Origin of the sequence: Arthrobacter sp. ISL-28, assembly GCF_018613875.1 — a bacterium.
Lineage (GTDB): Bacteria > Actinomycetota > Actinomycetes > Actinomycetales > Micrococcaceae > Arthrobacter.
On record NZ_JAGGPJ010000007.1, the window covers coordinates 1 to 21,854 of the forward strand.

The 21,854-nt window shown below is 64.7% G+C and carries 20 protein-coding genes; 7 read left to right on the plus strand and 13 right to left on the minus strand.

Annotation, left to right across the window (positions count from 1 at the left end; all coding sequences use genetic code 11):
* Window positions 1-184: phage holin family protein (locus J7E80_RS04925; protein ID WP_215049747.1), on the minus strand; the 184-nt coding region annotated here is incomplete at its 3' end.
* Window positions 181-1,092, minus strand: a complete 912-nt coding sequence (locus J7E80_RS04930) for a hypothetical protein (RefSeq protein WP_215050373.1) — start codon at window positions 1,090-1,092, stop codon at window positions 181-183. The genes J7E80_RS04925 and J7E80_RS04930, both read right to left, overlap by 4 nt.
* Before the next feature lie 421 nt (window positions 1,093-1,513).
* On the opposite strand from J7E80_RS04930, the gene J7E80_RS04935 reads away from it, so the two are divergent.
* The gene (locus J7E80_RS04935; protein WP_215050374.1) at window positions 1,514-2,380 is read left to right on the plus strand and encodes a PRC and DUF2382 domain-containing protein; all 867 of its coding nucleotides are present in this window, start codon (window positions 1,514-1,516) and stop codon (window positions 2,378-2,380) included.
* Between the two features lie 96 nt (window positions 2,381-2,476).
* Window positions 2,477-3,208: a MarR family winged helix-turn-helix transcriptional regulator gene (locus J7E80_RS04940; RefSeq protein ID WP_215050375.1), complete on the plus strand. Its 732-nt coding sequence runs from the start codon at window positions 2,477-2,479 to the stop codon at window positions 3,206-3,208.
* Between the two features lie 91 nt (window positions 3,209-3,299).
* On the opposite strand, the gene J7E80_RS04945 is transcribed toward J7E80_RS04940, so the two are convergent.
* Window positions 3,300-3,458 (minus strand): hypothetical protein, encoded by a 159-nt coding sequence (locus tag J7E80_RS04945; protein WP_215050376.1) that lies wholly within the window; start codon window positions 3,456-3,458, stop codon window positions 3,300-3,302.
* An 88-nt stretch (window positions 3,459-3,546) separates the two neighbouring features.
* Window positions 3,547-4,245: a hypothetical protein gene (locus J7E80_RS04950; protein ID WP_215050377.1), complete on the minus strand. Its 699-nt coding sequence runs from the start codon at window positions 4,243-4,245 to the stop codon at window positions 3,547-3,549.
* Window positions 4,246-4,716: 471 nt separating this feature from the next.
* Here J7E80_RS04950 and J7E80_RS04955 point away from each other — a divergent pair, with 471 nt between their 5' ends.
* Window positions 4,717-4,896, plus strand: a complete 180-nt coding sequence (locus J7E80_RS04955) for a hypothetical protein (protein WP_215050378.1) — start codon at window positions 4,717-4,719, stop codon at window positions 4,894-4,896.
* A gap of 276 nt (window positions 4,897-5,172) precedes the next feature.
* Here J7E80_RS04955 and J7E80_RS04960 read toward each other — a convergent pair whose 3' ends face one another.
* A complete protein-coding gene (locus J7E80_RS04960) occupies window positions 5,173-5,568 on the minus strand; it encodes a DUF4383 domain-containing protein (RefSeq protein ID WP_251036477.1) in 396 nt (131 codons plus the stop codon).
* Between the two features lie 241 nt (window positions 5,569-5,809).
* Here J7E80_RS04960 and J7E80_RS04965 point away from each other — a divergent pair, with 241 nt between their 5' ends.
* Window positions 5,810-7,129, plus strand: a complete 1,320-nt coding sequence (locus tag J7E80_RS04965; RefSeq protein WP_215050700.1) for a DUF6350 family protein — start codon at window positions 5,810-5,812, stop codon at window positions 7,127-7,129.
* A gap of 21 nt (window positions 7,130-7,150) precedes the next feature.
* Here the strand turns inward: J7E80_RS04965 and J7E80_RS04970 are convergent, their stop codons facing one another.
* The gene (locus tag J7E80_RS04970) at window positions 7,151-7,588 is read right to left on the minus strand and encodes a hypothetical protein (protein WP_215050380.1); all 438 of its coding nucleotides are present in this window, start codon (window positions 7,586-7,588) and stop codon (window positions 7,151-7,153) included.
* Window positions 7,589-7,627: 39 nt separating this feature from the next.
* On the opposite strand from J7E80_RS04970, the gene purN reads away from it, so the two are divergent.
* Complete coding sequence (gene purN / locus J7E80_RS04975) at window positions 7,628-8,203, plus strand: phosphoribosylglycinamide formyltransferase (RefSeq protein WP_215050381.1); 576 nt, start codon at window positions 7,628-7,630, stop codon at window positions 8,201-8,203.
* A 217-nt stretch (window positions 8,204-8,420) separates the two neighbouring features.
* Here purN and J7E80_RS04980 read toward each other — a convergent pair whose 3' ends face one another.
* Complete coding sequence (locus J7E80_RS04980; protein ID WP_215050382.1) at window positions 8,421-9,773, minus strand: MFS transporter; 1,353 nt, start codon at window positions 9,771-9,773, stop codon at window positions 8,421-8,423.
* Between the two features lie 154 nt (window positions 9,774-9,927).
* On the opposite strand from J7E80_RS04980, the gene purH reads away from it, so the two are divergent.
* Window positions 9,928-11,598 carry a bifunctional phosphoribosylaminoimidazolecarboxamide formyltransferase/IMP cyclohydrolase gene (gene purH, locus J7E80_RS04985; RefSeq protein WP_215050383.1) on the plus strand — a complete coding sequence of 557 codons (1,671 nt, stop codon included), beginning with the start codon at window positions 9,928-9,930 and terminating at the stop codon, window positions 11,596-11,598.
* A gap of 107 nt (window positions 11,599-11,705) precedes the next feature.
* Here purH and J7E80_RS04990 read toward each other — a convergent pair whose 3' ends face one another.
* Window positions 11,706-11,879 carry a hypothetical protein gene (locus J7E80_RS04990; protein ID WP_311380764.1) on the minus strand — a complete coding sequence of 58 codons (174 nt, stop codon included), beginning with the start codon at window positions 11,877-11,879 and terminating at the stop codon, window positions 11,706-11,708.
* Between the two features lie 10 nt (window positions 11,880-11,889).
* Window positions 11,890-12,888: a serine protease gene (locus J7E80_RS04995; RefSeq protein ID WP_215050385.1), complete on the minus strand. Its 999-nt coding sequence runs from the start codon at window positions 12,886-12,888 to the stop codon at window positions 11,890-11,892.
* A 372-nt stretch (window positions 12,889-13,260) separates the two neighbouring features.
* Here J7E80_RS04995 and J7E80_RS05000 point away from each other — a divergent pair, with 372 nt between their 5' ends.
* Window positions 13,261-15,480 (plus strand): NADP-dependent isocitrate dehydrogenase, encoded by a 2,220-nt coding sequence (locus J7E80_RS05000; protein WP_215050386.1) that lies wholly within the window; start codon window positions 13,261-13,263, stop codon window positions 15,478-15,480.
* A 119-nt stretch (window positions 15,481-15,599) separates the two neighbouring features.
* On the opposite strand, the gene J7E80_RS05005 is transcribed toward J7E80_RS05000, so the two are convergent.
* The 4 genes from J7E80_RS05005 to J7E80_RS05020 all read right to left on the minus strand — a co-directional run bounded on the left by J7E80_RS05005 (window position 15,600) and on the right by J7E80_RS05020 (window position 20,579).
* Window positions 15,600-16,463, minus strand: coding sequence for an SRPBCC family protein (locus J7E80_RS05005; RefSeq protein WP_215050387.1), 864 nt, complete (start codon window positions 16,461-16,463; stop codon window positions 15,600-15,602).
* A 215-nt stretch (window positions 16,464-16,678) separates the two neighbouring features.
* Window positions 16,679-17,173: a mucin-associated surface protein gene (locus J7E80_RS05010; RefSeq protein ID WP_251036478.1), complete on the minus strand. Its 495-nt coding sequence runs from the start codon at window positions 17,171-17,173 to the stop codon at window positions 16,679-16,681.
* Window positions 17,174-17,187: 14 nt separating this feature from the next.
* Window positions 17,188-18,417, minus strand: coding sequence for a serine/threonine-protein kinase (locus J7E80_RS05015; RefSeq protein ID WP_215050388.1), 1,230 nt, complete (start codon window positions 18,415-18,417; stop codon window positions 17,188-17,190).
* Window positions 18,418-18,626: 209 nt separating this feature from the next.
* The gene (locus J7E80_RS05020) at window positions 18,627-20,579 is read right to left on the minus strand and encodes a hypothetical protein (protein WP_215050389.1); all 1,953 of its coding nucleotides are present in this window, start codon (window positions 20,577-20,579) and stop codon (window positions 18,627-18,629) included.
* Window positions 20,580-21,854: the final 1,275 nt, after the last annotated feature.

A 21,854-nucleotide genomic window follows, 5' to 3' on the forward strand; every position in this document is an offset into this window, starting at 1 on the left:
GCATCCCGCCGCCCTTGCCGGCCTTCGTTGCGGACTGCTTCGCTTCGGCCTTGGCGAGTTCCATTTCCTGGCGCATCAGGGTGGAAAGATCCCGGGTGACGTCACCCAGGAGCTCCCCGAGGGAATTGGTGTCCGCCTTGGCGTGCGCGGCTGTCGGAGGAGTCTCCGGTATCTGACTGCTCACAGCTGACGACCTTCACCCTCCGCAAAGGGGTCATCAACGTCGCGCAGCGGAACCGCTCCCGCCGAACCTCCCGGAAGAACCTGTGACGAGGCCGGGGCCGTGGCTGACCGTGTGGGCTCAGCGTAGCCGGGCTGGGTGTGGCCAGGTTCGCCGAAGCGGGGCTCGCTGGCGGTCGGTTCACCGTAAGCGGGAGTGCCGTAGGTGGGCTGCGCGTAGGACGGCTGCCCCTGTGTGGTTTCGTCGTAGAGCGGCTCGCCTACGCCCGCTCCGATGGCGCTAGCCGTTACGGGAGGCTGGACGGGCTGCGGCGGAACAGAGGTGCCGGTTGCCGAGGTGGCGGCGGGGGCGCCGGCCTGCAGGCTCCTGCCCAGCCGGCCTGCCAGGACGCCGGCGCTGGCAGCGAGTAGGAGGAAGGTGCCGGGGCGCTGGCGGGCGAAGGTCTTGACCTCGTCAAGCAGCGAGCCCGGGTCCCTGTTCTCCAGCCAGGATGCGACGGATTCCGATCGTTGTGCCGCCTGGCGCACGAGGTCCGCGGCGACGCCCTGCTGCTCCGGTGCGTCCGCCATCGTGCGCAGCTGTGAGGAGATGGTGCGGATCCCTTCGGCTGCCTTCTGCTGCTGGACGCCTGCCTGGTCGGCCAGATCCGACTTCGCCTGGAAGAGGAGATCTTTGGCGTTCGTCTTTGCTTCGGAAGCCACGTTCGCGGCTTCGGCCTTAGCCGCGCCCGCCACGTTCTGGGCTGCACCGGCAGCCTGGCCAGCCACGGTGGCGGCTTCTTCCTTCGCGGTGTCGGTCTTCGAGGCTGCCGCCGGGCTCCCGGAGGATACGCCCGAGCCGTAAGCCTTGGAGTTCTGCGGAGCCGGGGGAACCGTGAGGCTCCCGTCCTGCGGCCATTGGTTCTCTGTCATCTTCGCTCTCTCTTTCCGAAAGGGTCAGCTGCTGTTCAGAACCAGCGTTGCTGGCAAGCAATAGTAAGCATGTTTACTAATAAATAGTAAGTACCCTTTCCATTTTTCTTGGCTTTCGGCCGCTTTCCGGATGATGCCGCCGCCCTGCGAGGAGGTGGCGGTTGTCGCATCACGGGTCCGACGCCCCCTCGCGGACCGGTCTGCCGAAATAAAAAAAGCTAAGCAAGCTTGCCAATCTGATAGTAAGCATGCTTAGGGTATAGGTGCGAGGTTGACCGGCAGAGACCTCAACCAGCGGGCATCGGCGGTAGCTTCATCCAGAGGTTTCCCGCCACGGATCCACGCCGGTCAAACGCCAGCACGGCGCAGCCCGCCCTAGCCAGTCAAGTGCATCAATAGTCAAGATCCAAGGAGACAAAGAATGCTCGCCAAGGAACATATCGACGACCTGCTCAACCGCGACGGCAACGTCCTTTCCACTGACGGAGACAAGATTGGTTCAATCGGCCAGATCTACGCCGATGACGACAACGGCCAGCCCACCTGGGTAACGGCACGCACGGGACTGTTCGGCACGTCCGAGTCCTTTGTCCCGCTGGAAGGCGCCCGCATAGAGGGAAGTGACATCGTCGTCCCTTATAGCAAGGACCAGGTCAAGGATGCCCCGAGGGTTGATACGGACGGTCATCTGGATCCATCCGAGGAAGACCGCCTCTACGAGCACTACCAGCTCAATGGCGCCGTGACCTACAGCGATGCAACAGCCGGACAGAATACCGGCGCAGCCTACGGTGAAACCGGCTATCCGGCCACCGAACGCGACGCCGGCTTTGCGGCGACCGGACGTGACGGCACGTACAACACGGCGGACGCCTCTGACACGGTGGGCCGCGACACGTCCGGCCCAACGACGGACGACGCCATGACACGCTCCGAGGAGCGGCTCAGCGTTGGTACAGAGAAGCAGGCCACCGGCCGGGCGCGGCTGCGCAAGTACGTTACTAAGGAAAACGTGACCCAGACCGTCCCGGTGCAGCGAGAAGAACTCCGGGTGGAACGTGAGCCCATCACGGACGGAAACGTCGGCGCCGCGATGAGCGGCCCGGATCTCAGCGAGGAGGAACACGAGGTCATCCTCCACGAAGAACGGCCGGTCGTGGACAAGGAAACCGTTCCGGTAGAGCGGGTCCGTCTGGACACCGAAACCGTCACCGATGAAGTCACTGTCGATGAGGAGGTCCGAAAGGAGCGCATCGAGACGGACGGCGTCGACGACAGTCGTCGCTGACACGCAGACCATTGGGGGCCGGAACTATCCCGGCCCCTTGTGGCCGTGATACCCGGGGTATTGACCACTCAGGCTTGAGAAGGAAGGACGGATCTGATGGTCCCGAATGCTGACGCTGAGCCATGGGGTCCCCATCAATTGCTGTCCATGGCCGCCCGGCTCATCCAGCGCCGTCAGGACCAGGCGCTCGCTGACCTCGGTCTCACCCATGCCGCCGTTATTGCCCTCCAGGGGCTCACGGCCGGGCCGCTGAACCAAGAACGTCTGGCTGCGGACATCAAGGTACGTAGCCAGTCCTTGGGCAGGGTTTTGACGCGCCTCGAGGAGGCGGGGCTTGTGTCCCGCACTTTGAGCTCACACGACCGGCGGAGCAACGAGGTCGCCATCACTGAGTCGGGGTTGCAGGCCCTTGCGGCGGCCCGCCGCGTGGAGAAGGACGTGCTGCCGCCGGATGTGGTGGAGGGTGCTGTGCTGAGCCGAGAGCTGGCGCGGGTGATCAGCTATTTTCCCGGCTCGCCGAGGCTGGGCGCGAAGCAGGTAACGGAGCCGGCGGCGGAAGCCCTCACGTCGGTTCCTGAAGCGGATAAGTCGATTTCTGAAGCAGATAGGTCGGATGCCACTGCGGAGAAGAGGCCGCCGGAGCCAGTGTGGGAGGGCGGCGCCCTGGCCGCGGCTGAAGTGGCGGAGGGGGCCGGTACTGCCCCGGAAGCGGCTGACACTGCGGCGGCCACCGGCGTTGAGGAGGCCGATCCCGGTGCGACTGCCCAGGCCCACCCTGATCAGGTCCGGACGGATATAGCACGCCCGGATGGCAACCGGGAAAACTGAATCCGGCAACGGTCACGTTGTTCCCGCGCCCCCCATGCCGGCGCGGGAACAACGTCTTTTTGCTTCTGCTGCGACTTCTCCTGAGCCTGGTTCAACGTCCCGCAGTGCGGCTTCCCCTGGCCATGGGGTCGGGCCAGGTCCCGATGAAACCCGCCATCGGGTCCGGCCAGTTGCCGATGCGCCCCAGCACCGGATCCGGCCAGTTGCCGGTGCGTCGAGAGGCAGCAGGCAATGAGGCGTGAGTAGACATGACATTTTCTCCTGACTGAACTTTCAAATCCGTGCGCCGGTGGCGCAGGCGGCCGTCTTCTGCCGTGATGAAGGCAGAGTTGACCTGTTCAGTCGGGGGAAGACCCCGGTTCGAATGGCGGGCTGGATGGAAGGACCAAGGCGGTGTCGTGTTCACGCTCGCCGGGATTCTGGGACAACCCCTTCCAGAATGCGGCGATATCCGCGCCCTGAGCACCTGGGCCGTCGGAGCCCGCGGAGCTGGACTTGCCGTGCGTGGCGGCAACGTTGAGGTGCTGCAGGGCAAACGCGTGGTTCAGCAGCCCAAACGGCAACGGCTGGACTGCGACTGCCGCCACGGGGCGGGCGGAGGTCGTCATGTGAAGCTGCGCCAGCGTCGGACCACGTGGGACCGACTTCTGAACGGACACCACGGCGCGTGCTGGAGCGGCTGTCTCTAGGGCATGCGCGGTGTGGGCAGCGGAAAATACTGCAGCCGCTGGAACTGGAGCGGCCGGCCGAGCAGTGGCCGGCGCGGCAGGGAGCGTTGTGGAAATGGCGCGAGGCCGCACGTGCTGCGCCGGGACTTCAGAAACCGTAACTACAGGCACAGGCACAGGCACAGCCACAGGCACCGGCAGAGCGAGCCGGGGGATACGGGGTAGCCGTGGATCCAGAGAGGCGACGGCATTGTCCGCTGCTGCAACGGCTTTGTCGGCCAGGGACACCACCACGGGGGCGGCCGTCTTCACGACTGGCGAGGACAGGCCGGTGGTCCCGCCGACTGCCACATCGGTTGTGGATGCCACGGCCGAGATTGTGCTGGCGACCGGGCGCGTGAGGTCAGGCGCCGCAGGTGGCGCTATGGCTGGCGCATCTTCGTCGGCGGTTGGGCTGAGGGTGCCAGTCACAGCCTCGGTCAGGTCACCGGACGGACCAGAGCTAAGCAATCCGGAACCCAAAGAGTTGGTGTTCAGCTGCACGGTCTCGGCGGAGTCCACGGATGATGCCTGCGCTGTGCCTGCCCCCCAAATGAGCCATGCCAACGCCAGAAGCGCGGGTAGAAGGAGCGCGCGCAAAAAAGCAGCGCAACGAAGGCTCAGGATGCTACCCATTCCGATTCACCCCCCCGAGTGCATGGGAGATCAGCATATGCCCGGGTGCCTGCCCCGTCTAGAGCGAAATTGTTCGTTTGCTTATTATCTGCCGGCTGAGGAAAGAAGGTGCCTGATGGCTGTGCCCATTCGGCCGTAAAATTGATGGTAGAGGTGCTGGAGCAAATGTCCGGGTCGATCGTCGTTGTCCTGATAATCCTGGCAATAATTGCCACGGTGGCCATCGTCGCCACGGTGGTAGTTGTCGTGCGTGACGGCCGCGGCCATGTCCCGACCGAACCATCTCAGCGGCCCTGGACGGCGGGAAACCTGCCAAGCCAGCCATACTCCCTGATTCGCTTCTAGACGCAACCTTCTCGCCGCAAGGCGGGCGCCGGCGTCGGGGAGTAATGTTCTGCCCGCAAGCCGGAGACGGGCGTTGCCGTCGAAAGCGGTTTCGACAGGCTGAAGAAGCGAGGAGTTCTGCCGGGAGCCGCCGTGACCGGGCAACGTGCCGGGGCAAAAAGCTGGTGCAGTTGCCCACGAACTTGCATGTGGCACCTGCACCAACCGGTAGTACGAATATTCAGATTAGATATCTACTCATTCGCGGCTCCTATTTCCCGGCGTTCGCGGTCCGGGCTATTTCCTGTCCTCGGCCAGATGCCGCGAGAACATCCAGCCGGCGGCAACCATCAGCACACCCGCCACCATCAGGGTCCAGTTATCCGTCATGTTCAGCGACAAGAAGTTGGCCGCCGATCCGACTCCGACACTGAGCCCGTAGATGCTGAGGATGATGTACAGCGCCCCGGCGCCCATGAGGAACCTGCGCGCACCCATCTCACTGCGGGACATCGCCCAGCCGGTGCCGCCGATGACCAGCTGCACAATATTAAGCAGAATGGACACCTGGAACAGGCCAAACAACATTGCGTGCGAATCAGGCCCAAGGAACATCAGTTCGCCATACTGTGTGGTGATACCCGGGATGAACCCCAGAACACCAACCACCAACGCGACAATACCAACACCCATGCCGGCATTCTGGACGTCTGTCCGACCAAAATGTACGCCGTGTGCATGTGGGGATGCGGTAGTCATTTTCTGCCTCCAACCACTGATTGCGGACAAGCTAATTTTACGTCGGTAATTCCAAAAAAGCGCCGGGGGGTGTCCGATAACGGTGCCCTTCGGGATAACCCCCGGGCCTGTCTTCTTGGGGGATAGCGCCTGTCGTACCAGGTGGGAGAGACCGTACATGGCACGATGGACCACGATGAAACTGCGCGCTGATCAGACCGGGGACCGTGGCCTTCCGATGCCTTTATGGCTGCAGGGCGGGCTGGAGTCAGCCCAAGCGGCCATTATTTCCGCGCTCGCGGTGGTCGCCCCCATCGCCGCGGTATGGGCGACGTCCGGCTTCCGGGACTCGCAGTTCGACGTTTTGGCGCGTCTGGCCGGCCAGGCGTGGCTGGTGGTTCACGGCGTGCCTCTGTATCTGGCCGCTGTGGCCGGGGGTGCTGCGGCGAAGCCGGAAACGGGCACGCTGTCGCTCATTCCGCTGGGTCTGACGCTCATACCGTTCCTCCTTGCCTGGCGTGCTGGCCGGCGCCTTGCCCGCGCCTCCTATACAGATCAGCTGTGGCAAGCGCTACTGGGATCCTGGCTTGTTTATGCGGCCTTCGGAATGGCCACCGGCTTCGTCTGCCGGACGGACGACGTCGAGGTCTATCTCTGGTGGGCAGCGCTTTTTCCCTTGGCTCCGTTTGCCCTGGGCATGGTGATTGGAGCGCGGCGCGAGGCGGGCTCATGGAGCCGGCTGATCGGCGTTGACGCCGTTGATTGGATTGCGCGCACCAGCCAGCACTCCCGTTGGGCCGGCTCGTACCTCGCCTCCGCTGCGAAGGCCGGATTTGTCGCTCTCATGGCGGCGTTGGCGTTGTCCTCGGCCCTGCTCGCGGTGGATCTCTTCATCCACTGGAACCTCGTGGTGGCGGTTTATGAGGGGCTCGACGCCGGGGCCATGGGAGGCGCCGTACTCACCATTGCGCAGCTCGGCTTCATTCCCAACCTCGCCGTCTTCGCGCTCGCCTGGGTCTCCGGCTCGGGCTTCGCCCTCGGCGTTGGCTCGCAGGTTGGCCCGCTAGGCACCGCTGTGGGGCCGCTTCCGTCCATCCCGGTGCTTGCCGCCATTCCCGCCGGCCCCTTGGATTACGGCTCGGTGGCTCTTGTGGTGCCGGTGCTCGCCGGCGTCCTGGGAGGATGGTGGTTCCTGCGCGAAGGCGAGAACCACTTCGATGAGTGGCTCTCCATCAAGGTCCGCTTCCGCTGGTTCACGGCCGCCGCCTCCACGGTCGTCCTCGGCATCATTACCGGAACGTCCGCCGGGGTACTGGCCGGCGTTCTGGCGTGGATCGCCCATGGTTCGGCCGGACTTGGGCGCCTCACCGACATCGGACCCAACCCGCTGTGGACGGCAGCCTGGGTGGCAGCGGATACGGGGCTCGGCGTCATCATCGGTTATGCAGCGGGGCCGTGGCTGGAACGCCGGCAGCAGTTGCGGGAAGCCGATCTCGGAACCGCCCTCGGCAAGTAGGCGGATCGGGCAGGCGGCGGTTTACGACTGGCGGAACTGGCCGGGCATGGAGTTCTCCAGCTGGACGCGGCAGTCGTTGCTGGCTTGGCTGGTCAGGGCGTGCCGGGCACACTCCTGGTAGTCACGGACCTGGTTGAAGAATAATGCGGAGACCATCACCAGCATCACCATCACGGCGGACACCACCAGGCCGGAGATGGTGCCGAACAACACGAGCCTGGACTCCTTCAGCCTGACGGCACGGATGAGCACCATAATCCCCAGGATGATCCCGGCCAACGTCAGGATGGCGGTCAGCCACAGGTAGCTGACGTCCAGCTGGAACACGAAGAACGAACCCAGCACCGCCACGATGAACATGCGAAAGAGGGTGTGCGTCTTCAGCAGCGAGGCCTTGGCGGCGTCGCTGAGCGGATGGCTGGTCCGCTGTGACCCGTTCGGGCCCGGAGTGGGATTCATGTTTTCCAGCCTACGCGAGCAGCCACATAAGCTGGAGCAATGCGCATCGTAGTCCTCGTCTCCGGAACCGGCTCCAACCTCCAGGCCGTCATCGACGCCGTGCAAGCGGGAGAGCTGGACGTTGAGATCGCCGCAGTAGGGGCGGACCGGCCGGGAACATACGGGGTGGAGCGTTCGGCCGCTGCCGGGATCGACACCTTCGTGGTGGACTTCAAGGCCTATTCGGACCGCGCCGCCTGGAACGCGGCGCTGACCGAAGCGGTGGCCGCCTACCAGCCGGACGTCGTGGTGTCCTCCGGTTTCATGCGGATTGTGAGCCCGGAGTTCATCGACGCGTTCGACGGAAAATACCTCAATACCCACCCGGCCCTTCTCCCGTCCTTTCCCGGCGCCCACGGTGTCCGGGATGCCATGGCCTATGGCGTCAAGGTGACAGGCTGCACCGTGCACTGGGCGGACGCCGGGGTGGACACCGGCCCCATCATCGCGCAGGAAGCCGTGGCCATCGAGGACGGCGACAACGAGGAGACCCTGCACGAACGCATCAAGGTGGTGGAACGCCGTCTCTTGGTGTCCACCCTCGCGTCCCTGGCCGCGAAGGATTCCAGCAAGTAGCCGCCTGTGACAGCGGCCCCTTCTCTTGGCTTAGAGCTTGTAGCTGGGGAAGTAGTAAACGTAGAGGCTTCGCGCCCCTGCTCCCTCGACGATCGTATCGTCGGTTAGATCCAGCTCTTCCGTCTCCCCGTCGACGACGGAAGAGCCGTCCTCCTCAACAGTTACATGGGGCGGCGTGATCCCGGTGGATTCCAGGGTGCCAGTTCCCGGGTGCGCGCTACTCGAGTCGGCGCTGCCTGGTTTCGGGGGAGAAGAACATCATCCAGAGCACGGCCAGCAGCACCAGGGCGCCGGCAAGGGCAAACGACGTCGCGAGCCCCAGTTCGGGCCAGAAGTAGTTCGCGAAGATCAGCGGGCCGAAGCCTGCGCCCAGCCGCGAGAACGTCGACGCCCAGCCGAAGCCTGCGCCGCGCAGCTCGGTGGGGTATAGCTCGGACACGTAGGCATAGAGGACCGGGATGGCCACTTGCACCACGAAGCCGAACACCAGCAGCCAGAACACTGCCGCCGTCGGAATGTCCACCACAAAAGCCACGATCACAAGCGTCAGGGCTGAGAGCGGACCGGTGATGGCCAGCAGCCATTTGCGGCCGGTCCGTTCCACCAGGAGAGCTGCTGCCACCACACCAAGAAGCCCGACGGCGGCCATCCCCGCCGTCGTCAGGAACGCCTTGTACTCGACGAACCCTGCCCCGATCAGGATCCGGGGCATCCAGGTCAGCGACAGGTAATAGACGAGAAGGATGCTGAAGAACAGGCCCCAGGCGGCGGCGGTAATTTTCCAGTTGAACGTCCACACACCTCGCAGCTGCTGCCACGCGCTGCCTGCCGAAAGGCGCGGAACGGACTGTGGATCGGGCAGGCTGTAGGCGCGCGGCTCGGCGCCGGTGGCAAGGACCAGCTCGTCGATCACCTTGGCGGCTTCCTCGCGGCGGCCCTTCCGGATGAGGAACAGCGGTGATTCGGGCACGCTGCGTCGCACCCAGAACACGAGCAGCGCCGGCAGCACCATCACCATCATGGTCAGGCGCCAGTCCGCGAACGCCGCCACGAGCCCCGCCGAGACGAAGCCGCACAGTGCGGCGCCCACAGGCCACCACCCGTCCATGGCGGTGAGGACGCGGCCGCGCTGCCTGCGCGGCGTGAACTCACCCACCAGCGCGTAGTCCACTGGAATACAGCCGCCCAGGCCGAAGCCGGCCATGAAGCGGAAGAGACAGAACCAGACGAAGTCGGGGGAGAACGCCCCGAGAACGGTGAAGATCGAGAAGATGAGCAGTGTGGCCGTGAAGGCCTTCTTCCGCCCAATGGTGTCTGCAATGGTCCCCCAGACGAATGCGCCGAGGGCCATGCCGATCAGGTTGGCCGTACCGATCCAGCCGGCCTCGGCGGGAGTGAGCTGCCAGTGGCTGGACAGCAGCGGAATTAAGATGCCGTTCAGCGTCACATCCCACGCATCAAACATGAATCCCAGGCCGCCGATTACGAATATGCGGCCTTGTACCTTCCATCGCCACGGCAGTTCCTGGACCACTCGTTCGCCGCTGGGCACAGTGGTGTAAATGTTCATCTCGGCCTCCTGCTAAAACCTTACGTTGCGGGATGCGACAGGAGCGCCTCCTTCACACTGGGGCGGGCAGGAAGACGACCTCCGGCAACGCGATAAACTGGGCCCTATCCCCACCAACCGCGGTATATCACCGCGAGATACGACGGAGACTTTTGTGACCCTGACGCAGCTTGACCGTGTTCCCATCCGCCGAGCCCTGATCTCGGTCTACGACAAGACCGGTCTGGAGGAGCTCGCCAAGGGCCTGCATGCTGCAGGCGTCAAGATCGTGTCCACCGGTTCCACGGCCAAGAAAATCGCCGAAGCCGGCATCCCGGTCCAGGAAGTCGAGGAAGTTACCGGTTCCCCGGAAATGCTGGACGGGCGGGTCAAGACCCTCCACCCGCGCGTTCACGGCGGCATCCTGGCGGACCGCCGAGTTCCGGCCCACATGGAAACCCTCGCCGGCATGGAGATCGAAACCTTCGACCTCGTCGTGGTGAACCTGTACCCGTTCGTGGAAACCGTGAAATCCGGCGCCGCCCCGGATGATGTCGTGGAGCAGATCGATATTGGAGGCCCGGCCATGGTGCGCTCCGCCGCGAAGAACCACGCCGCCGTCGCAATTGTCGTTGACCCCAAGTTCTACGGCGACGTTGTCCGGGCCGCGGCTGAAGGCGGCTTCGACCTCAAAACCCGCCGCCGACTCGCCGCCCGCGCCTTCGCGCACACCGCCACTTACGACAACGCCGTGGCCACTTGGACGGCCAGCCAGTTCCTGGACGAAGACGGCGACGGCGTCATTGACTGGCCTGCCTACGCCGGCCTTGCGCTGGAGCGTTCGGAGGTTCTGCGTTACGGCGAAAACCCGCACCAGCAGGCCGCACTTTACGTGGACAGGGCAGCTCCGGCCGGCATCGCCCAGGCCGACCAGCTGCACGGCAAGGCCATGAGCTACAACAACTTCGTGGACGCCGACGCCGCCCTGCGCGCGGCCTACGATTTCTCTGAACCGGCCGTCGCCATCATCAAGCACGCCAACCCCTGCGGCGTTGCCGTTGGCTCCGCCTCGGCAGCGGACCCGATCGCTGATGCGCACGCCAAGGCCCACGCCTGCGACCCCGTCTCCGCATTCGGCGGCGTTATCGCCGCCAACCGCACGGTGACCGCCGGAATGGCGCAGACAGTGGCTGGCATCTTCACGGAAGTGGTCATTGCCCCGGGCTTCGAACCGGAGGCCGTGGAAATTCTGTCCAAGAAAAAGAACATCCGCCTGCTGGCGCTGCCTGAGGGGTATGGTCGCTACCCGGCCGAAATCCGCCAGGTGTCCGGCGGCGTGCTGGTCCAGGTCACGGACAAGGTGGACGCCGAGGGCGACAACCCCGCCAACTGGACCCTCGCCGCCGGTGAAGCTGCGGACGAGGCAACCCTGGCCGATCTTGCCTTCGCCTGGACTGCCTGCCGCGCAGCCAAGTCCAACGCCATCCTGCTCGCCGCTGACGGTGCTGCCGTGGGCATCGGTATGGGCCAGGTCAACCGGCTTGATTCCTGCAAGCTTGCCGTTGAGCGGGCCAATACGCTGGGCGTTACGGTGAAGTCCGACGTCGATGCAGCCGGCGGCGCATCCGGCGCCGACGCGAGTGGGGCACCTGAGCGTGCCCGCGGCGCCGTGGCTGCCTCCGACGCGTTCTTCCCGTTCGCCGACGGCCTGCAGATCCTGATCGACGCCGGCGTCCGCGCCGTCGTCCAGCCCGGCGGTTCTGTCCGGGACGAGGAAGTCATCGCCGCAGCAAACGCCGCCGGCGTCACGATGTACTTCACCGGAGCACGTCACTTCTTTCACTAAGGCGAACCGCTGGTTGAGCTTGTCGAAATCCGGTGAGCGAAACCCGGGCGAAACCGCGACGGCGGCTGTCCCCTCAAGGGGACAGCCGCCGTCGGGCTTAACTGGATTCAGTTGTCCTCAGGTTGCTGAGCTGCGTCGTCCTGTGCAGGATCATCCTGAGCTGCGGGGAGCCGGATCTCACGCGGTTGCGCTTCCGCCATGCGCTCCGGCGTCCAGTACGCCAGGATTTCCTCCGGGGTCTGGCTAGCGTCGGCGTGGCTCACCGGATCCTTCCCGGACACCGGAGCGTCCTTACTTGGCTGCTTCGGCGCGGGCGTAGACCTGTGCAATAACCTCGCCCCAGTATGGGCCGTACATCGTGGTGGCGCGGGTGCCGTAGCCGTAGCTGTTGACGGAGTTCTGGTAGCCGAGGCCGTCCGCGGGGTCGCCTGGAACCAACCAGGGTCCGCCCGAGGATCCGCCGGTCATGTCGCAAGGGATGCCTTGGGTCTCAAACTGCGGGTTGAGGGCGTCGTTCCCTGCCTTACCGGAACAGCTGACCAGCGTCTGGCCGGTGAACGGCTTCGCAGCCGGGTAGCCGTACGCCTTGTACGTCAGCCCGCGGGGCTGGTTGAAGGCGACTCCCACGGCGCCCACCACATCAGCGAGATTCCTGCTGTTGAGCTGGGAAACGACCGCGAAGCCGGTGTCATACTGTATGTTTCCGTCGGCGCTCCACTGGGTTGGCGCGTACAGTGCCTTGGCCGCCCACTTGCCGTAGGGTGCCACACCATCCCGGTAGGCCGGGACGAAGACGAAGTTGCTGGCGAAGGCGCCTGGGCCCGAGTTGAGGCAGTGTCCGGCGGTGGAAACGGTGCTCTTATTGGCCGAGGTCACCGAGTTCCCCGAGCAGACATAGTTGCCGCCGTTCAACGTGAAGAAAACCTTGCCGATGTGGCTCACAGGCTGTTCGTTCATGTGCAGGGAGGTAGTTTTGCCCCTTGCGGATGTGCCGGGAATCTTGGTGCTGGAGCCCTTTTCCAGGATGCCGCCCAAGTTGTTGCTCTTGGAATTGTGCCGGGCCACGGCCTTCTCCGCCAGGACATCGCCCGGAATGGCGGCACGCATGCGCTCGGATGTCCAGTAAGCTGCCGCGGTTGAACTGGGGATTGCGGTACTGGCGATTTGTGGCTGCACGGAATCCTGCGACGTTGCAGGGGAAGCCGTTGCGCCGCCGGCTGCGGAGAGCGTCAGCAGCAATCCCGCGGAAAGGCTCATGAGGCTAGTGGCCAGAGACTTCTTGCTCGTCATTGTGGTCCTACCTATCGGGTCGGGCGGAGTGGTGGTGCCCGCCTGTGAAGGATTGAGGCTACCCGGACATGACAAGCGTTGTAAAAGACATTTCGAGTTATGCATTCCAGGTAGGGGTCGTGCTGTTCCGCCCCTGCCGCAAGGGGGTACCAGTTTCGTTCAGCCCTCTCAGCGGTTTTCTGTCATGAGCTAAAGATAGGGGTATGCGGCGCTGGGGACAATGGATTCCCCCGCCCAGTAACGGCTGACGGAGGTCACGGAGGTGATCCGGACCACCTTCGTAGAGTCCTGCAGGGTGTCCTCAGGTAAGTTAAGGGGTGGTGAAATAGACCGGATTCCACATACAGCCGACCTCTAGGGAGACGCCCGAGCATGGCCAAAATTATCTATACCCACACCGACGAAGCGCCGATGTTGGCTACATATTCGTTCCTGCCGATCGTGGAAGCTTTCGCTTCGACCGCAGGTGTGGAGGTGGAGACCCGCGACATTTCGTTGGCCGGCCGTATCATCGCCGTATTCGGTGACTACCTCACCGAAGAGCAGCGGATCGGCGATGCACTTGCTGAGCTCGGTGAACTGGCGAAGAAGCCGGAAGCCAACATCATCAAGCTTCCCAACATCAGCGCCTCCGTCCCGCAGCTGAAGGCAGCGATCGCAGAACTGCAGGCCCAAGGCTACAAGCTGCCGGACTACCCGGACAACCCGTCCTCCGACGAAGAGACCATCATCCGCTCGCGCTACGACAAGATCAAAGGTTCCGCCGTGAACCCGGTCCTGCGCGAAGGCAACTCCGACCGCCGCGCCCCGCTGTCCGTGAAGAACTACGCCCGCCAGAACTCCCACTCCATGGGTGCATGGACCTCGGACTCGAAAACCAACGTGGCCCACATGGAAGCCGGCGACTTCCGTTCCAACGAAAAGTCCGTCGTGATTCCGTCCGACGGTACCATCGAGATCCGCCAGGTCCGTGAAGACGGCACCGTCAAGGTCCTCAAGAAGGCGTTCCCGGTCCTCGCCGGCGAAGTCATCGACGGCACAGTGATGCGCGCCGCAGCACTGGACGAGTTCCTGGCCGCCCAGGTTGCCCGGGCCAAGGAAGAGGGCGTGCTCTTCTCGGCGCATCTGAAGGCCACCATGATGAAGGTCTCGGACCCCATCATCTTCGGCCACGTGGTCAAGGCCTACTTCTCCGAACTGTTCGACACCTACGGCAAGCAGCTCGCCGCCGCTGGCATCAGCCCCAACAACGGCCTTGCCGCGATCCTCAACGGACTCGACGAGCTCCCCGAGGATGTCCGTGAAGGCGTCCAGGCAGCCATTAAGAAGGGATTGGACGAAGGCCCCGCACTGGCGATGGTTGATTCCGACAAGGGCATCACCAGCCTGCACGTCCCGAGCGACATCATTGTGGACGCCTCCATGCCTGCCATGATCCGCAGCTCCGGCCACATGTGGGGCCCGGACGGCAAGGAAGCCGATACCCTGGCAGTTCTTCCGGACAGCTCCTACGCCAGCATCTACCAGGTGGTCATAGACGATTGCCGTGCCAACGGCGCCTTCGATCCCACCACCATGGGCACCGTGCCGAACGTCGGCCTGATGGCCCAGGCCGCGGAAGAATACGGCAGCCACGACAAGACCTTCGAAATCCAGACCCCCGGAACGGTCCAGATCGTCGACGGCTCCGGAACAGTCCTGATCGAACACGAGGTTTCCCCGGGTGACATCTGGCGTGCCTGCCAGACCAAGGACCTGCCGATCCGCGACTGGGTCAAGCTCGCCGTGACCCGCGCCCGCGCCTCCCAGACCCCGGCTGTGTTCTGGCTGGACGAAACCCGCGCGCACGACGCCAAGCTGATCGAAAAGGTCCGCGAATACCTCAAGGAGCACGACACCGAGGGGCTGCAGATCGAGATCATGTCTCCGGAGAAGGCCACGGCATTTACGCTGGAGCGCCTCCGCAAGGGCGAGGACACCATCTCCGTCTCCGGCAACGTGCTGCGTGACTACCTGACGGACCTGTTCCCGATCCTCGAACTGGGCACCAGTGCCAAGATGCTCTCCGTGGTGCCGCTGATCAACGGCGGCGGCCTCTTTGAGACCGGCGCCGGCGGATCTGCCCCGAAGCACGTCCAGCAGCTGCTGAAGGAAAACCACCTTCGCTGGGACAGCCTCGGCGAATTCCTGGCCCTGGCCGTAAGCTTCGAGCACCTGGCCACGTCCACCGGAAACGCTAGCGCACAGGTTCTCGCCGACACGCTGGACCGCGCCACCGGGACGTTCCTGCTCCAGGACAAGTCCCCGAAGCGCAAGGTCGGCGAACTCGACAACCGCGGCAGCCACTTCTACCTGGCTCTGTACTGGGCCCAGGAGCTGGCCCAGCAGACCGAGGACGCTGAACTGGCCACATCCTTCTCCGCCATCGCCGAGGCTTTGGCCTCCAACGAGGAGGCTATTGTTTCTGAACTGCTGAACGTCCAGGGTTCACCCGTGGACATTGGGGGCTACTACCGCCCCGACGCCGAGAAGGTCGCAGCCGTCATGCGGCCGTCGGCGACGCTCAACAAGGTGGTTGCCAGCCTGAGCTAACGCTCGAGGCCCCAACAGAAGTGCCCGCCACTCGAGCAAGTGGTGGGCACTTCTGTTTTTCGCGGCTACGGTTCAGTTCGCAGGCTCACCGACCGGCAGGCCAGCCAGCAAAAGGGGTGCTAGCGGTCCGGGGTTTCGTCTCGCCTGGTGTCACCCAGCCTGGTATCCATCCGGGGCTCACCCGCTTCCGTGTCGCCGTAGGGGGCGTCGACGGCGAGGTCCGGATCCGCATCCACCGGCCTTTCGGTGGCTGCAGCGTCGTAGGCGTCACCGGATTCGTAGGTGCGGCCCGGGGTTGCGTCCATTCCGGGTCCGGCAGCGTAGCCCGTGGCGTCATCCGCTGCACCGTATTCGGTGCCCATACTGCCGGGACCCGTACCGATGGTTTCATTGCCGGCGTCGGTGGTGCCCGACGTCCCTGCTCCGTAGCCACCGGTCCCAGCGGCCCCGAGCCCTGCGCCTGCCCCGGCAGCCCCAGCCATGCCGGTTGTCCCGGGCATTCCGGTCGCCCTGGCCGTGTCCTCGACTTCGCCGTCCCGGACGCTTTCGCGCCAGGCTCCGGTCTCGGAGCCTCGGCTCTCGATAAATTCCTTGAACTTCCTCAGGTCCGAGGCAACCTGGCGGGAATCCAGGCCGACGGCGGCTCCGACTTTCTCCACCGCGGACTCCGGCTCCCAGGTGAGTTCGACGTTCACCTTGGTCTGTTCCGGACCCAGGGGCTCGAACCACACCGTTCCCGCATTACGGGGTTCGTTCAGGCTCTCCCACGTGACGCGTTGGTCTGGCTCCTGGACGGTGATCTGGGCGTCGTATTCGCGCTTGACGCCCGCAATGCTTGTTTCGAAATGGACCGTGGTGTCATCGAGCTGGCGCACCGCGTCGACGCCACTCATGAAATTCGGGAAGTCCTCGAACTGGGTCCATTGGTTGTAGGCCTTGCTCACGGGGACATCAACATCGATGGATTCCTGAACAGTTGCCATTCGTAGTTCACTCCTTCAGCGAGCGGGCGGTTAGCCCGCGGTTCGATGGCTGCTTCTTAGGTGGAACAACTCCAAGGTAGTCCGCGGGGCGAGGCAAATGAAGAGATAAAAGCAGGTGCTGATGAGGAAGTTTGGCCGCTGGAAAACGGACAGCGGGATCCCGCCCGAGGGCAGGATCCCGCTGGAAATAAGACGGTCTGGATCAGGATGCGGGACTAGTCCTTCTCTTTGAGAGATCGGTGGTCATTGTCGGTGTCCTCGTCCCAGTGGCCCTTCTCTGGGTTTCCGCGGACGCCGGAGGCGGGGGCGGGCGCGGGAGCCGGCACCACGATGGCCGGAGCCCGTTCATCGGCAGCTCTTGCCTTCGCTGCCGCCTCGGCGGCCGCCTTCCCTGCTGCCTGCGCCGCTGCGAGATCGGCCTTTACCGAGTCAATCGCCACCGTGATGCTCCGGTGGCGCTTGAATGACACATGACCGGCGGCAGCGGCGGCGTCGAGGTCCGATGACAGCTGGCTGAGCGACTTGAGCGCGGTGGCCGGATTGTTCGCGGCCGCTGCCTTCGTGACGGCGAGCACCCGCTGCTGAAGCTGCGCTGCGGCGTCCGACTCCAACTCGGACGCGGTGCCACCGCAGCCCGTGGCGCCAAGGGCGAGCATGCCGGCGGCCAGGACAGCTGACGCGCGGAGCCGCCGGGCTGGCCGGGGGGGCAACCGTTCGTGCCTGATCAGGGTTCCACGCTCTTCTGCAGCTCCACGAGATGGTCTCCCAAGGTGCCAGTCACAGTGGGGTAGATGATGACATCGGGCGTTTTCGCGGAACTGACGGCTAAGGTGACCGCCGTTGCGCTGGCCAGCAGCGCGGCCGCTGCGACGGCGGAAGCCAGCCAAACGCGGCGGCCGCGCGGCTTTCCCTCCTGGCCCGGGCGGCTGTTCTGCTGTGGAGCGTCCTCTGACAGGGTGGTGCTTTCCAAGGGTGCCCGGGCGGCGCCATGGGCGAACTGGTCTGCGGTTGCGTAGCCATCCGAAAGAACTGACGACGGCGGACGTGGCGGCAGGGCCGGGAGGACCCGGGTATGTTCGTCGGCCACGTCGCCGGGCACTGACTCCGGTGACACCAGCGCCTGGCGCAGAGCGATCTCCAGGTCGGCGGCACTTGGCCTCTCCAGTGGATCGATGGCCGTCATTGAGGCCAGGAGGTGCTTCCACTCCTCGGGGAGATCCTCGGGAAGCACGGGGGCGCGGTGCAGCCTCGCCACTGCCGATTCCACGGCAGTGCCGGGATACTCGACTGTTCCCTTCATGCATTCCAGCAGCACGAGACCCAAGGAATAGATGTCCGTTGCCGGCGAGAGCGGCGAGCCCATGGCCTGCTCCGGGCTGAGGTACGCGGCAGTCCCCACCATGGTTCCGGTCGCCGTAAGCCGAGTGCTGTCGACGATTCTGGCGATGCCGAAATCTGTCAGTTTGGGCCGCACCGGCTCTCCAGGGCGGACCTGGACGAGAAGGATATTTGCCGGCTTGATATCCCGGTGGATGATTCCCAGCCCGTGCACATACGCCAGAGCATCAGCGATTCCGGCGCCGATCACAGCAAGCTCCTCGAGCGGAACCCGGCTGTGGCGCAGCCGGCCGCGAAGGTCTTGGCCCTCCACCAGTTCCATGGTGAGGAACGGCCGCGGCTGGTCAGGCACTCGGGTGTCCACGCCGGCGTCGAACAGTGTTACGAGACTCGGGTGGTTGAGGGTGGCGAGGAGCTTGATTTCGGCTTCCTGCCGTTTGAGCTCATCCGCGTCCGCAGCTTGGGGGGCGAAGAGCTTCAGCGCCACATCCCTGCCGAGGTTTTCGTCCCGGGCGGTGTAGACCGATGACATGCCGCCGCGGCCGATTACTTCTGCGAGCCTGTAGCGCCCATCCAGTACATCAGCCGTCACCCTGCTGGGGGATTCTTCCAACACTTTGCCGTCCTTATCCGCAGTGGGTCCCGTTAAGGGTAATACGCGCACGGAACTGCGGACGCCGCATAGGGATCCTCGAAAAGGCAGATACCCGGACACGACCATATCGGCCGTCCGGCTTCAGGCCGTTACAAAGCCTTTGAAGCCGGACACCGATATGGATCCGTTGTTTCAGCCCGGACCGTCAGACGGGCCGATGATCTTTACTGCTATGCCTTCTTCCTCCGGGTGAGCATCAGCATTCCGATGGCGAGGAGTGCCACGGCGAGTGGCATCAGGCCGCCGTCCGCCCCGGTGTTGGCGAGGGACTGCTGGGCGCCGGCTGCCTGACCTGAGCTGCTGGCCGCGATGGACGCGTCCGTTGTCGTGGAACCTGCAGCCACGACGGCGATTCCGGAGCCAGCGGCGGCCGTGCCCGCAGCGGAGCCACCCGTTGCAGAGCCTCCAGCCGCGGAGCCGCTGGTTCCGGCATCTCCGGAGTCTGTCGTTCCGCTTCCGCCGGTGGTGCCGGTGTCCGTGCCGGTTCCTGAGCCATCGGTACCGCCACCATCAGTGCCGGTGCCACCGGTGCCGTCGGTGCCGGTGCCCTGTCCGTCAGTGGGATCAGATCCCGTGCCGGAACCGTCGGTGGGAGGTGTGGCGCCCGTGTCTGCACCCAGGCTGACGCCCAGGCCAACACCCAGATCAAGGGAAGAAGGCGTCACCGTGCCGAGGCTGACATCGGCTCCGCCGGCTGCGTCCGCGCCTTCAGTGCCCAGGAGACCTGTTTCGCCGAGGTTGACGTCGACGAGGGCGTCGGCGGTGGTGCCGGTGCCTGTGGCGTTGCCGAGGTTAACGCCAACGACAGCATCCGCGGTCGGGACTGTTGTGGTGCCGGTTCCGGTGTCGCCGAGGTTGACGTCTACGAGGGCGTCGGCAGTGGTGCCGGTGCCTGTGGCGTTGCCGAGGTTGACGTCAACGAGAGCATCCGCGGTCGTGCTACCCGCCCCCGTGGCGTTGCCGAGGTTGACGTCAACGAGAGCATCCGCGGTCGGGACTGTTGTGGTTCCGGTTCCGGTGTTGCCGAGGTTGATGTCGACGAGAGCATCCGCGGTCGGGACTGATGTGGTTCCGGTTCCGGTGTTGCCGAGGTTGATGTCGACGAGAGCATCCGCGGTCGTGCTACCCGCTCCCGTGGCGTTGCCGAGGTTGACGTCAACGAGAGCATCCGCGGTCGTGCTACCCGCTCCCGTGGCGTTGCCGAGGTTGATGTCGACGAGGGCGTCGGCGGTGGTGCCGGTGCCGGTGCCTGTGGCGTTGCCGAGGTTGACGTCAACGACAGCATCCGCAGTCGGGACTGTTGTGGTGCCGGTGCCGGTGTTGCCGAGGTTGACGTCGACGAAGGCGTCGGCGGTGGTGCCTGTGCCTGTGGCGTTGCCGAGGTTAACGTCAACGACAGCATCCGCGGTCGTGCTACCGGCTCCCGTGGCGTTGCCGAGGTTAACGTCAACGACAGCATCCGCGGTCGTGCTACCGGCTCCCGTGGCGTTGCCGAGGTTAACGTCAACGACAGCATCCGCGCTCGGGACTGTCGTGGTGCCGGTGCCTATGGCGTTTCCAAGGTTGACGTCAACGAGAGCATCCGCGGTCGTGCTACCCGCTCCCGTGGCGTTAACGTCAACGACAGCATCCGCGGTCGGGACTGTTGTGGTTCCGGTTCCGGTGTTGCCGAGGTTGACGTCGACGAGGGCGTCGGCGGTGGTGCCGGTGCCGGTGCCTGTGGCGTTGCCGAGGTTGACGTCAACGACAGCATCCGCGGTCGTGCTACCCGCTCCTGTGGCGTTGCCGAGGTTGACGTCAACGACAGCATCCGCGGTCGGGACTGTTGTGGTTCCGGTGTTGCCCAGGTTGACGTCGACGACAGCGTCGGCGGTGGTGCCGGTGCCTGTGGCGTTTCCAAGGTTTACGTCGGCAGCCGCCGCGACCTCGGAAGTATCCGACGCCGTTGGGTCACCCAGCAGGCCCAACGACGCCGAAGCAGTGAGGTCCGCAGATGCGGATTCGGACGCCGCGGTAACGCCCGCGGTGGCCGTTGTATCCGCGTTAGCCGCGGTAGCGCCGAGGGCCAAAAGCCCGCCGGCAAAGAGGGTGCCTACAAGGCCCCTGCGCATGTTCTGGTGCATTTTAATCTCTCCTGAAGAGTTGTTGTCGGGCGCTGAAGACAGCCCGATATTGGCCGTGTCTCTGCACGATGACCGGCAGAGAGGGCCCAATTAGTCAGGAGAAGAGCCGGGGTCGAAAGCTACCGGCGAGGGGGCGTGCTGCAGTTGTCCGGTGACAGGGAGAGCGCCAGCGGGCGGGACGTATTCTAATGGGCTGGAGAGCCATGCCGCGGACTGCGAGGGCCCGCCGACAGACTGGCCACCCCCTGAACCCAAACCAGAAGGCGGGGCGGGAAGTGGAGCATCCGGCGAGTGGGCGCCGCCGTCGAAAGGTCCTCGGGGGCCGCCGAGGATAGTGGCGGGCAGGACCCAGCCCCCAAGGCGAGAGGACGCACCGGCAATGGCGGACAGAACCGCCGGCATCCCGCCAGCGCTTGCTGCCATCACTGCCACGGACGGTGCGGCAGTGTCCACGGAATCAGTCGCCCGAGCGGAGGGGACAGCCGGGACGGCTGTTGTCACCGGCGCCGGGCCGAGATCATTCAAGATCTCGGCAGCCGGTGTGAGTGCGGGGGTCGTGAAAAACGGTGTGGCGGCCAAAACGTCGGAAACGGCTTCGAGGGGCTGGTCCAATGCTGGTGCCGTCTCCGTACCAGGCTGCACCACGGTTGTTGCAAGGCCTCCCGCAACGCGGCCCACCGCGGCGTCCGCCGGTTCAACCACTGGAGACGCCACACGTGTCAGGGTGTCAGGTGGAATCACTTCGGCAGAGGGCAGAGCACCCGCGGCTGCCTCCACCGGAGCAGCGATTCCGCCAACAATAGGGGACAAGACGGCGGGTGCCGCTGCAGGAGCAGGAGATGGGCCTGCCGCTGTGGATCTGGCGGGCGGTGCAGGCGCGGAGCCCCGAGCTGGAGTCGTGACCGCCGACGGGATTTCGGCGGGTACAGCGGCCAGTGAGTCAACGGTCTTCAGGATCCTGGGAGAGCTGCCCGCGCTCTTGGCTTCGCTGCTAGCCACAGATGAAACCGTCGACGAGACCCCGCTAAGAAGAGTGTCCGTTCCTTGCTGGGTGCTTGCATCGGCGGCGGGAGCGGAAAAGGAGAGCCAGGCCACGGCGGCCGCTCCGGCAATAAGCACTGGGCGAAGCGGGCGCAACAAAGACCGTGACAGTACAGTGCTGACCATGCTCGACACCCCCCGGCTTGCGAACAATTCGACGACCTTTTACAGCGTAGGCCTCATTCAAAGTGAGAGTCCAGACCCCGGGGGGAATAATTCTTGCGATTCGACAAA